12 protein-coding genes are annotated in these 12,092 nt (G+C 28.7%); all 12 read right to left on the minus strand.

Annotated features, from left to right (window positions below; all coding sequences use genetic code 11):
• Positions 1-48: 48 nt before the first annotated feature.
• Positions 49-324, minus strand: coding sequence for a hypothetical protein (locus OW730_RS25830; protein WP_271226932.1), 276 nt, complete (start codon positions 322-324; stop codon positions 49-51).
• 170 nt (positions 325-494) lie between these two features.
• Complete coding sequence (locus tag OW730_RS25835; protein ID WP_271226933.1) at positions 495-959, minus strand: tetratricopeptide repeat protein; 465 nt, start codon at positions 957-959, stop codon at positions 495-497.
• Positions 960-1,158: 199 nt separating this feature from the next.
• A complete protein-coding gene (locus tag OW730_RS25840) occupies positions 1,159-3,324 on the minus strand; it encodes a sensor domain-containing protein (RefSeq protein ID WP_271226934.1) in 2,166 nt (721 codons plus the stop codon).
• A 265-nt stretch (positions 3,325-3,589) separates the two neighbouring features.
• Positions 3,590-4,858: a PAS domain-containing sensor histidine kinase gene (locus tag OW730_RS25845; protein WP_271226935.1), complete on the minus strand. Its 1,269-nt coding sequence runs from the start codon at positions 4,856-4,858 to the stop codon at positions 3,590-3,592.
• Positions 4,859-4,941: 83 nt separating this feature from the next.
• Positions 4,942-5,415, minus strand: coding sequence for a hypothetical protein (locus OW730_RS25850; protein WP_271226936.1), 474 nt, complete (start codon positions 5,413-5,415; stop codon positions 4,942-4,944).
• Positions 5,416-5,586: 171 nt separating this feature from the next.
• Positions 5,587-7,368, minus strand: a complete 1,782-nt coding sequence (locus OW730_RS25855; protein WP_271226937.1) for a helicase-related protein — start codon at positions 7,366-7,368, stop codon at positions 5,587-5,589.
• 42 nt (positions 7,369-7,410) lie between these two features.
• Positions 7,411-8,169: a hypothetical protein gene (locus tag OW730_RS25860; protein WP_271226938.1), complete on the minus strand. Its 759-nt coding sequence runs from the start codon at positions 8,167-8,169 to the stop codon at positions 7,411-7,413.
• A 92-nt stretch (positions 8,170-8,261) separates the two neighbouring features.
• Positions 8,262-8,417: a hypothetical protein gene (locus OW730_RS25865; protein ID WP_271226939.1), complete on the minus strand. Its 156-nt coding sequence runs from the start codon at positions 8,415-8,417 to the stop codon at positions 8,262-8,264.
• Positions 8,418-8,626: 209 nt separating this feature from the next.
• Positions 8,627-9,970, minus strand: coding sequence for an NADP-specific glutamate dehydrogenase (gene gdhA / locus OW730_RS25870; RefSeq protein ID WP_271226940.1), 1,344 nt, complete (start codon positions 9,968-9,970; stop codon positions 8,627-8,629).
• A gap of 55 nt (positions 9,971-10,025) precedes the next feature.
• Positions 10,026-11,135 carry a sodium ion-translocating decarboxylase subunit beta gene (locus tag OW730_RS25875; protein ID WP_271226941.1) on the minus strand — a complete coding sequence of 370 codons (1,110 nt, stop codon included), beginning with the start codon at positions 11,133-11,135 and terminating at the stop codon, positions 10,026-10,028.
• A 63-nt stretch (positions 11,136-11,198) separates the two neighbouring features.
• Positions 11,199-11,585, minus strand: coding sequence for a biotin/lipoyl-containing protein (locus OW730_RS25880; protein ID WP_271226942.1), 387 nt, complete (start codon positions 11,583-11,585; stop codon positions 11,199-11,201).
• Between the two features lie 11 nt (positions 11,586-11,596).
• Complete coding sequence (locus tag OW730_RS25885; RefSeq protein WP_271226943.1) at positions 11,597-11,926, minus strand: OadG family protein; 330 nt, start codon at positions 11,924-11,926, stop codon at positions 11,597-11,599.
• Positions 11,927-12,092 lie beyond the last annotated feature (166 nt).

Raw genomic sequence — 12,092 nt, forward strand, 5'->3', positions numbered from 1 at the left:
AAGTCATATCCACAAAATGGATATGACCTTTATATTTTTAATTTATCATTAATAATAGCCGTCGCAAACTTTCCAATATGAAACTTGATCAAAGTTAATAAAAATCTTTTTACAACATTTATCTTTAATTACTATTACTTTTCTATCACATTTACACATTGTTCCTAAAAGAATTCCACATAAACAAATACATTCTTTTCCACATTGAACATATATCTTTACATAAGGCTTCTTGCGGCATCTGCAATCTTTTTTGCAGCAATCTTTTTCATCATAATAATCGAAACAATAATCCTTATCCTTATATCCTTTATCTTCAAACATTCTGTTATCCTCCTGAGATTAGGTTTATCTTCTGTATTTTTATCTTTCTCTTTATAATATGATATATATATATACTTTGTTACATTATTTTACAATTAAAATCAAATTACCATTCAAAAAAAATACTACCACTTAGATAAGTGGTAGTATCATACTATTATTCAAAATATTTAATAAGAATCATCATAATCCAAGTCTATCTCTTCATCTAAAGAAAAATTTTCTTCATCCTCTTCTTCATAACCTTCTTCATCTTCATAATCATATTTAAAACTTATTTCATCATTTTTGCTTTCTTTAATTTTCAATTCATTCTGAGTTACTTGATTTGTTAATGCTTTTTCTTGTCTCTTTTTTTCTTTTATTTTTTCTACATAGTTACCATATTCAATTAGTCTATTGATAGCAATATTATTTTTAGGATCAAATTCAAGCACTTGTTCACATAGTTTTACAGCAGTTTCAATATTCCCTTTTTGAATATAACATTTTACTAAACGAGTGTATGCCGCTGAGCATTTACTATCTAATTCAATTATCTTTTTATTTACCTCTATAGATTCCTCTCCCCAATTATTTTTTAAAACTAATTGCTTTGCCTTTTCTTTAAGTTCATTTAATAACATTTCGCTCATAAAATCCTCCTATAAATTCACGAATATGCTGTAGTATTTTTTAAAATAATTATTTTTCTAAATTATATTCTACAAAATTATTTTTTTTCCTTCTAAAAAATTAGTAGAATAAAAAAAAATTTTTCTACATTTTTTTGGTATAAAAAGCTTAAAATATAAAAACCGAGGATTTTATATTATTCCTCGGTTTTATCTTTATTTACTTCTTTAATAACATTCTATCCAATTCACTTTCAAATAAAGGTTTTGAAAAAATATAACCTTGAATTTTATCACAATCTTGTTCTTTTAAAATTTCCAATTGTTCAATTTCTTCCACACCCTCAGCAACCACTAAAAAATTCAGTTTTTTTGCAAAAGAAATGATTCCTTCAACTACTAACTTCGCTTTTGGATTTTTATGAACACCATCTATAAAAGATTTATCTATTTTTAAAATATCAATAGGTAACTTTACAAGGTAATTAAATGATGAATACCCTGTTCCAAAATCATCTAAAGCTATTTTAATACCAAGTTCCCTTAGCTTTTCAAGCTTTTTTATATTTAATTCGAATGATTCCATTAATATACTTTCTGTTATTTCTAGCGTTAAAAGTTTAGGATCTAAATCTATTTCATTTATTATATTATTCAATGAAGCTACAAAATTAGGTGATTTAAGCTGAACACTTGAAACATTAACAGATATAGAGAAATCTTGCATACCTTTTTCCTGAAAAAATTTGATTTTTTTACATGCTTCCCTTAAAATAAGTTCCCCTATAGGTATGATAAGCCCAGTTTCTTCTGCCAAGGGTATGAATTTATTAGGAGGAATTAACCCTTTCTCAGGATGTTTCCATCTTACTAATGCTTCTGCACCAGTAAATTTATCATTTTTTAAATCCTTCTGCAGCTGATATGCTATTATAAACTCTTCATTCTCTACAGCTTCATACATATTATTTTCCAATAATACTCTCTCAAGAATTTCATCATTCATATTTTTATTAAAAACTACACATCTATTTTTCCCTAATTCTTTTGCTTTGTTCATAGCAATCTCTGCAAACATAAAAATTTCCTGAAAGTTCTTTCCTTGGTCTGGAAATACTGTTATTCCACTGCTTGCACTAATAAATATTTCATGATTCATCACATGAATTTTCTTCCTTAAAGACTCTAATATTAAATTAGATATCTCTCTAACACTTTCAATATTTTTAATATTATATAGTAAAACTATAAATTCATCACCACTATATCTACTTAAAACACTATTATTTGGAATACAAGATTTAATTCTTTCACTAATAACCTTTAGAAAAAAATCACCTTGTACGTGGCCGATTAAATCATTAACATATTTAAAATCATCTATATCAATAACTAGCAGCGCATGTTTTTCACCTTTATAAAATTCTCTATCTTGAAGTTCATTGACTTTTTTTGAAATATAAGCTCTGTTATAAACACCAGTTACCTCATCATAATATGCAAGGTAATTAATTCGTTCCTCATGTTTCTTCCTCTCAGTGATATTAGTATGAAAACCTGTAAACTTATACGGATTTCCAACTTCATCAAATAAAGCCTTACCTCTAGCATTTATCCATATATATTTATTGGATTTATTCTTAATTCTATATTCACATGTATATTGTTCTGTTTCTCTATTTAAGTGTCGTTTTAATTTATCCTTCATCTCCCTATAATCTTCAGTATGAATCAATAAATCCCACAACGCCCTACGTTTATGTTCTTCTACCTTGGACCTCCCAATAAAACTCATTGATTTTGATGAAATATATGTAGTATTTTTTTTAAAATCATACTCAAATACCCCTTCATTTGCCCCCTCTAATGCTAATCTATATCTTTCCTCTGCCTGAGTTAATCTAACCTGTGTTATCTCATAATAGCAAATAATAATTCCAATACCTATTAATAAAAATAATATAGAATGAATAAAATACCAGACTAATTCTGAATCTGAAAACATCTCTGTATAAAAATCCAAAATATATATTACACCTAGTAAAAAACAACTAATTCCAGATATATACTTACCAATTTGTGCATTCTTAAAAAAAACAAAAACTATGGAACTTATAAATATCATTAGAAATGCAAATAAAAAGTATGAAAATCCACCATTTGTATCTAATACAAAAATATCAAAACTTAATATTAATATGAAAGGAATTACTATCACTCTTATATATTTTGAATATTTGAAAATCTTATCTATTAAAAAAACATATAATCCATTTACTAGCAACATTGTACCTGTTAATAATAATATATTACTTATTAAAGTCACCCCTGTAAATTCTTCAGGCACATCTAATAAAAAGCTTAACGTGTATACAAAACTTGACATTGAAAAATAAAAAAAACTTTTCATTTTACTATTTTTATAAAAATAAAAAAATAAAATAGATAATAAAAAACTGCTTATTGCTAAAAAAATTATCCCCGTGACTAGTTCATTCATATAGTACTCCTTAGTATAAATAAAGTTTTCTAGTAATACTCCATTATTAAATATCTTATAATTACTAATTCTACAAAATATAATATATTCCTCTATAAATTACCTTTACATAAAATAAAACCTCTTTTCACAACCATGTGAAAAGAGGTTTTTACTCATATATATCAGAAAACTCAATATGTATTCTTTCAACCTTATCTTGCTTAATATTATTATTTTTTTCTACTTTACTTTTTTCATTTAGTAACTTAACTGGAAGCTCAATTATAAATTCTGTTCCTTTTCCATATTCACTTTTAACTTCAATAATACCTTCATGCATTTCTACCAATGATTTTGCTAAAGATAGCCCTATACCACTTCCTTCATGATTTCTTGTGGTAGACTTATCTACTTGTGCAAATCTATTAAATATTACATTTAATTTATTCTTCGGAATACCTATTCCTGTATCTTTTACAGAGATCACAATTGTTTCTTCCTTATCATGAATATCTATCTTTATAGTTCCTCCAGCCTCTGTAAATTTTAATGAATTTGATATAAGATTTAAAATAATTCTTTCTATTTTATCAGGATCACATGATATTATTTTTTCTTCAATATCAGTATCAAAAATTATTTCTACATCTTTATTCTCTATATATTCAGCAACAGATAATGTTATATCTTCAACAACACTTACTATGTTACAATTTTGCAAATCTATACTGAAGTAATTCGAATCAATTTTTGTAATATCAATTAAATTATTTATTAATCTTAATAATCTATGAGCATTTTGCTTCAATATTTTAATATATTGATTAACCTTTTCTTTCTCCTGTTGATCAACTATATTTTTTAATTTAATATTTAGTACTTGCACTGTAGAAAAAATTAAATTTAAAGGAGTTTTAAATTCGTGAGATAAATTGGCAAAAAACTCGTTTCTTAATCTCTCATACTCTTTCGCTTCCTTTAATTGCCTTTCCTCTTCCTCTACTCTCCTTTGTAATTGTTCTGCTCTTTTCCGCTCTGAAATATCTCGAATAATTGAAAGTATTCCAAATTTACCGTCATATTCATAAAAAGTATCGCAAACTTCTATATCAATTTCTTTGCCGTCTCGCCTAGTTAATTTTTCTTCAAAAATTCTAGGAGTCTCTCCCTTTTTCATATCTACTAAATGTTTTTTTACTATTTTATTTAAATCTTCATCAAGATACTCCGTTACCCTTTTACCTATAAAGTCATTAGGATTATCAATCCCCATAATATCTGCTAATGCGGAATTCATATAAAGTATTTCGCCCTTTACATGAATACAAATCCCATCAGGTAATGCTTCAACAAGCAGTCTATTTCTTTCCTCTACCTTAGCTAGCCTAATCTGAGTTATCTCATAATAACATATTACCATTCCAATTCCTATTAACAAAAATAATATTGAATGGATGAAATACCATATTAAATTAAATCCCCAAAATAGATCAACAAAAAAATCTATAATATATATGCCTCCTAAAAAAGACCACTTAAACCAGTAATATATTTCCCTAGCATACAACTCTTGAAATAATAAAAAATTCCATAACTTATGATTAAAGTCAAAATTCCAAAAACAAGATATAAAAATCTGTCATATAAATTTAGACATGAAATTATATATCCAATGATAAGTATTATACTAATCATTATTCCAGATATATATTTTAGTTTTTTAGAAACTTTATTTCTAATAAAATCGTATGCTCCAACAAATAACAATAAAGTAGCCAATAATGTTAAAATAAAATTCATACCGTCCCCAAAAACATTATTGAAAATACCTTCTACAACTACTATAGATAGGAATTTCAATGTAAAGACAATTGTGGACATTGAAAAATAATAGAAACATTTAATTTTATCATTCTTATAAATATAAAAGAAAACTATTGATAATAAAAGACTACTAAAAGCTTGAAAAGCTAATCCTACCATTTCCTGATACATATATAATACCTCTCAATATGTAATAATGTTATTACAAATTATGAATTTTTCTTTTAAAGGATATAATACTTTTTTCTTCATTATATACTAAAATCCTCTATTTTATTTAAAAATAATAGGACTTTTGCTCTTTTTTGAGCGAAAGTCCTAGAAATTTCATTAATATCTCCTTTACAACTTCAACAAAAATTTATTTATTTCTTCACTAACTTTTCTTCTTTCATTATAAACCCATTCTTCATCAAAAGTTACTTCAAACTTTTTTCCAAATGAATAATAAATGTTTATCTTTTGATAATAGAGCTCAAATTCCTCTAAAGATTCATATTTATATGTTGGTTTTGATATTTCGGCTCTTTTACCAATAAATAATTCATCAACATAAAACAAAAAAGTGTCCATGAGGTCCTCAACCTTTACATCAAATGGAATCATAATTAATTTCCACTGTATAATCTCTGGTAACTTATATTTTCGTAAATTATGAAGAATAATTAAATACTCACCAATATCCATTTTTTCATATAATATGGACTGAGGTACCTTTTCACTCCAAATAGCTAACTTTTCGCTTAAAGAAGCAGTCTTTATGTTTAATATATCTTCACTTGGTCCTAGAATAGCATATTCAACCTCTTTATCTTCTTTCTCAATAGACTCCCTTATAAAATCTAAGTTATCTCCAAAAGTCCCTACAAATCCAGTTTCATAAATTCCCTTTCTTCCTGCTCTACCAGCTATTTGTTTAACTTCTTGAGAAGTTAACAATCTAAATTCCTTTCCATCAAACTTCTTAATATCCATAAAAACAATTCGCTTTATTGGAAGATTAACCCCCATTCCAATTGCATCAGTTGTAATTAAAATTGTGGATTCTTTATTTAAAAATTGAGCGTATTGCTTTTTTCTAACTTCCGGAGGCAAATCACCATATATTATACTAGACTTAATTCCTAGGTTAGAATAATAGACTCCTAATTCAAGAACTCGTCTCTTTGAAAATACCACAAGAGCATCTCCTTCTTTAACCTCTTTATACTTAAATGGTTTCTCATCAATCTCAAGAGGAATATCCCTTGTATAGGTTTTTAGAGTATATTCATCTCCTATACTCTTAATAATATCTATCAATAATGTCTTTGTATTTAAAGCTCCACAAATATGAATTTCCTTGCACTTTAGTCCTAATAAAGCTCTAGTCCATGCATCACCTCTTCTATCATCATTTATCATTTGAATTTCATCTATTACAGCAACATCATATTCTTCCTTTACATCTAACTTTTCTATGGTACAGGAAATATGTTTTGCCTCTTCATTAATTATCTCCTCTTCTCCAGTTAGTAAATCACATGGGATTCCTTCATTATTTAATCTTTCATAATTCTCCAATGCTAATATACGAAGGGGCGCAAGATATATCCCCTTATTAGATTGTTTTAATTTTTCCATTGCATTATACGTTTTACCAGTATTGGTTTCACCTAAATGAAGATAAATAGTTCTTTTTAGCTTCCTAGCCTCTTTATATTCATCTTTTGGACTCTTAGGAAAAATAACCTCTAACTTTTCATTTATAATCTTTGGAATAAATTTTGTTATTAGTACATGCATTAATCCCGAACTTATATAGCTTTCATAATATTCATTAGTTATTTCATATAATTTAAAATTCGTCTCATTGTCTTCATTATAAGCTTCAAGTAATCTTTCTGAAACATAATTTAATAAATCCTCGTATTCTTTATATGTCTCTTCTATTTCTCTTACCCTTTTAGCATATCTTTTTTTAAGGAAGAATTTCTTCATCTCTTCTAGATTTTTAAGCTTTTTACGTAAAGAAGCTTCATGAGTCCAAAGTGAATGTGTTTTTGTATTTTTAATAATTTGTTCTATTTGATTTAACTGACCTTTTAATTTATTAAGTTCTCTTACTGCTGCTGATAATTTCATCATTTTCCTCCTAGAAATCACTTCATATTATTTAAAATGACTTTATTTATTTGAACTAATTACTTTCATTGGTTTAAATACTTCATTACACATCTCCACTTCAACTTTCTCTCCATTAAAAACATCAATAGATAAATAATCAGCTAGTTCTTGAACACTTTGAATAATTTCTTCATCCTCTAAATATTGTTCATCTATTATAAATGAGAAAATATATCCTTCTGTACTTTTATCAATTTTAACAGCTACAGAAATATCATCCTCCATTAAAAATTCTGTATCTGAAAGGTAATTTGCTAACTTTTCAGCTTCTTCTTTCTCTACCCTTTCAGTATAATAAACTTCATCTCCATGAATAGTTACACTATTCTCTGGTATAAATGCTAAATATACACTCAAAGCTATGAATGCACCTAAAACAACAAAACATATTAATAGAGGTACTAAGTATGAAGCCTTCTTCCCACCATTATCTATATGTTGTTTGAATAATTTTTCTTGGTCATTTTTCAAATAAACACCTATACCTACGTTAATACCTAAAGCAATACTCTTTGCTATTGTACTTGGTATAAATATCAGTGCAATAATCATCAAAATAAATCCCAAAACTGAAACTATCAAATAAATATTTCTCTTTCTCTTATATCCAACTCTTCCATAGTTTAAAGAATATAAAATTGCTGCTGGCAAAAAAGAGAATAATATGCTTATAACTAAAAAGATCTTAGGATTCCATAACTTTTTTTTATTTGATATAGTTCCATCTAAATTTTCTTCAATTAAACTTTTTTCATTCATTACGTTCCTCCCTATTACTCATTTAATAATTATTTTCATCATCTTTTAGGTATGTCTATTATTATCATTTCCTGCTATTAATATTTTATTTATTACATAGCAATCTCAAAATACCCATCACACAAATGCACTTCGACATTTTCTCCATTGAATACTTCAATCGATAAAAGTTCACATAATTGCGTATAAGCATTTACTACATCTATATATTCAATAATTTCCAATACATATTTTAACACTAATTTCATAATTGTTGATTAATAAAAAAATAGCCCAGTCTTTACAACTGAGCTATTTTATAAACTTTGAAGAATTATTATTTTGTTTACTTTGTTTTATTTACTTTGTTTTGTAGGCTTTTGTCTTGTATAATTTTTAGTGTGTTCAATATACTTTGCTTTAACTTTATCTTAGCTTTTTTATCTTTTTATTATTTTTAATACCTTTTGTTTTCTAATTAATAGTCGCCTTGTGCCATCATCGCTTCAGCAACTTTTAAGAAACCAGCAATATTAGCACCCGCAACTAAGTTGTAACCAAAACCGTAGTTTTCAGCAGCACTCATTGCATTATTATGAATATTAATCATGATTTGATGAAGTTTTGCATCAACCTCCTCTCTAGTCCAAGAAAGTCTCATGCTGTTTTGTGACATTTCTAATGCAGAAACAGCAACCCCACCAGCATTTGCAGCTTTTGCAGGACCAACTAATACTCCCTTTTCAACTAAATATTCTAAAGCTTCGTTAGTTGTAGGCATGTTAGCACCCTCAACTATGAATTTAATTCCATTCTCAACGATTGCTTTAGCATGCTCTATGTGAATATCATTTTGAGTTGCACATGGCATAATGATATCAACTTTTCTACCCCATGGCTTCTCTCCTGGGAAGAACTCACAACCAAATTTATCAGCATAATCTTGAACCTTATCTCTACCAGATGCTCTCATTTCTAATAAGAAGTTTATCTTCTCTTCAGTAACTACTCCATCCTCATCGTAGATGTAACCGTCAGGACCTGATAAAGTAACAACCTTACCACCTAAATCAGCAACTTTAATACATGCTCCCCATGCTACGTTACCGAAGCCTGAAACAGCAACTGTTTTACCTTTAAAGTCCATTCCTTCATGCTTTAACATTTCATTTGCGAAGTAAGTTACACCGAAACCAGTAGCTTCAGGTCTAATTAAGCTTCCCCCGTAAGGAAGGCCTTTACCAGTTAATACTCCGTTTTCGAATGCTCCTCTGATTCTTCTGTATTGTCCATATAAGTATCCGATTTCTCTTCCACCAACACCGATATCTCCAGCAGGTACATCTACATCTGGTCCTATGTGTCTGTATAACTCTGTCATGAAACTTTGGCAGAATCTCATGATTTCAGCATCAGATTTTCCTCTTGGATCGAAATCAGATCCCCCTTTTCCTCCCCCAATTGGAAGTCCAGTTAATGAATTTTTGAAAATTTGCTCGAAACCTAAGAATTTGATTATCCCTAAATAAACTGATGGATGGAATCTAAGTCCTCCTTTGTAAGGTCCTATAGCTCCATTAAATTGAACTCTGAATCCACGGTTTACATGAAGTTTACCATTATCATCTGTCCAAGGTACTTTGAACATGATTTGTCTTTCAGGCTCAGTTAACCTTCCTAAGATATTTGCCTCAACATACTCAGGATGTTTTTCTATTACTGGTTCTAAAGAATTTAAAACCTCCTCAACAGCTTGTAAAAACTCAGGCTCACTAGCATTTCTTGCTTTAACATTTTCAAATACATTATTGATATAATTCATAACCATATCTCCCTTTTATTTATTATTTAAAAATATTTTATTATAGGCTAATTAATTAAAACATATTTAATAGTATACCTGCCGCTACAGCAGATCCAATTACTCCAGCTACGTTTGGTCCCATAGCATGCATCAATAAGAAGTTAGTTGGGTTTTCTTCTCTTCCAACCTTTTGAACAACCCTTGCAGCCATTGGTACCGCTGATACTCCTGCTGCTCCAATCATTGGATTAATCTTACCTTTACTTAACTTGTACATAACCTTACCAAATAAAACTCCTGATGCTGTTCCTATTGAGAATGCTGCTAATCCTAACACTATAATTTTAAGTGTTTGTGGATTCAGAAAAGTTGCTGCATCAGCTTTTGCTCCAACTGTTATACCTAAAATAATAGTTATTATATACATAAATGAGTTTTGTGCTGTTTCTACAAGCTTTGGAACAACTCCAGATTCTTTAATTAAATTACCAAACATCAACATACCTATTAATGGTGCTGCAGATGGCAATAATTTAATAGTAAATATTGTTACAACTATTGGGAAAATCACCTTTTCCTTTTTAGATACAGGTCTTAATTGTTCCATTTTTACTTTTCTTTCTTCTTCAGTAGTTAATAAACGTATTATTGGCGGTTGAATTATTGGTACTAATGCCATATACGAATATGCTGCTAGTGCAATAGGTCCTAATAAATGGTCTGCTAATTGTCCTGTCAGATAGATAGCTGTAGGTCCATCAGCACCTCCAATAATTCCTATGGAAGCAGCTTCTTTAATATCAAATCCTAGTAAAATAGCTCCTATAAGTGCAAAGAAAATTCCAAATTGTGCTGCTGCCCCTAAAAGAATACTCTTTGGGTTTGCTATAAGCGGTCCAAAATCAGTACTTGCTCCAACGCATAAGAATATAAGCGGAGGATATATTCCCAATTTAGTTCCCATATATAAATAGTGTATTAATCCTTTATCACCCATTAAATCCGTTCCAGGTAAATTTACTAATAACATACCAAAAGCTATTGGTATTAATAAATACGGCTCGTACCCTTTCTTAATTGCTAAATAAAGAAATGTACATGCAATAGCAATCATAAGTAATTCTTGCCAAGTAGTCATTGTAAATCCTGTACTTTCCCAGAAATTTAATAACATTTCTTGCATCAGGTTTCATCCCTTTCTTTTGTAATTATTAACTATAATAATTGCATTTTAGATTTATATTTCTTACCCTATTGTTACTAATGTATCGCCTAATGCTACATTTGCACCTTTTGACGTATTTATCGATGCAACCACACCATCTACTGGCGCAACTATCTCATTTTCCATCTTCATAGCTTCTAATATTACTACTACATCACCAGCTTTTACACTTTGTCCTTCTGAAACCTTAACATCGATTATTGCTCCAGGCATTGGTGCAGTAACAGCTTCTCCTCCAGTAGGAGCGCTCTTTTTAGGTTCTTCTTTCTTTTCTACTACCTTCGGTGCTGCTGCCTTCACTGGTTCTGTCTTAGTAACAGCAACTTCCCCGGTTGATTGAGCTCCTCCTATTTCTTCTACTTCAAGCTCATAAACATCTCCGTTAAAACTAATTCTATATTTTTTCATTTTTTTTCCTCCTAACTAACTTTTTTAATACTCTTTATTTTTAAATTAGAAGCATGCTTTCCACTACTAGCTGCTATAGCCGCTGTAAATAATATTGCTAACATATTTTTGTCTTCTAAATCAACGTCCGTTTCAGTAACACTTTCAGTTGTTTGACTTACACTTTCAATCTTCTTAGTTTCACTCTTTTGCTTTTCTTTCTTTTTAATATCTCTATCATAAAATACTATTTTAAATAGCTCTAATATAAGAGAAATAGCAAATAAACTAGCAAAAACAACTGTCATACTAAGCACTGTAAGTTTTAATACGTCCATAATTTCTACAGTTCCCTCAAACATTCTTCCACCACCCTTCAAAGTCGAACCTTTTTTGATATATAAATCGTCTGCTAAACTCATGAATTTAGTTAAATCATAACTCATTCAATTAAAGAATAAATAAAAGAGAATAAAGAACAAATTAGGTTATTTTTCTTCCTGACCTCAGAAAAAATCTTACTAATAG

It is taken from the genome of Oceanirhabdus sp. W0125-5, assembly GCF_027938815.1.
GTDB lineage: Bacteria > Bacillota > Clostridia > Clostridiales > Clostridiaceae > Oceanirhabdus.

Excerpts from the sequence above, each read along its gene's own strand:
- OW730_RS25830 (WP_271226932.1), bottom strand. The coding sequence starts at position 324 with ATGTTTGAAGATAAAGGATATAAGGATAAGGATTATTGTTTCGATTAT.
- OW730_RS25835 (WP_271226933.1), bottom strand. The coding sequence starts at position 959 with ATGAGCGAAATGTTATTAAATGAACTTAAAGAAAAGGCAAAGCAATTA.
- OW730_RS25840 (WP_271226934.1), bottom strand. The coding sequence starts at position 3,324 with ATGTCAAGTTTTGTATACACGTTAAGCTTTTTATTAGATGTGCCTGAA.
- OW730_RS25850 (WP_271226936.1), bottom strand. The coding sequence starts at position 5,415 with ATGTATCAGGAAATGGTAGGATTAGCTTTTCAAGCTTTTAGTAGTCTT.
- OW730_RS25855 (WP_271226937.1), bottom strand. The coding sequence starts at position 7,368 with ATGAAATTATCAGCAGCAGTAAGAGAACTTAATAAATTAAAAGGTCAG.
- OW730_RS25860 (WP_271226938.1), bottom strand. The coding sequence starts at position 8,169 with ATGAATGAAAAAAGTTTAATTGAAGAAAATTTAGATGGAACTATATCA.
- OW730_RS25865 (WP_271226939.1), bottom strand. The coding sequence starts at position 8,417 with ATGAAATTAGTGTTAAAATATGTATTGGAAATTATTGAATATATAGAT.
- gdhA (WP_271226940.1), bottom strand. The coding sequence starts at position 9,970 with ATGAATTATATCAATAATGTATTTGAAAATGTTAAAGCAAGAAATGCT.
- OW730_RS25875 (WP_271226941.1), bottom strand. The coding sequence starts at position 11,135 with ATGCAAGAAATGTTATTAAATTTCTGGGAAAGTACAGGATTTACAATG.
- OW730_RS25880 (WP_271226942.1), bottom strand. The coding sequence starts at position 11,585 with ATGAAAAAATATAGAATTAGTTTTAACGGAGATGTTTATGAGCTTGAA.
- OW730_RS25885 (WP_271226943.1), bottom strand. The coding sequence starts at position 11,926 with ATGTTTGAGGGAACTGTAGAAATTATGGACGTATTAAAACTTACAGTG.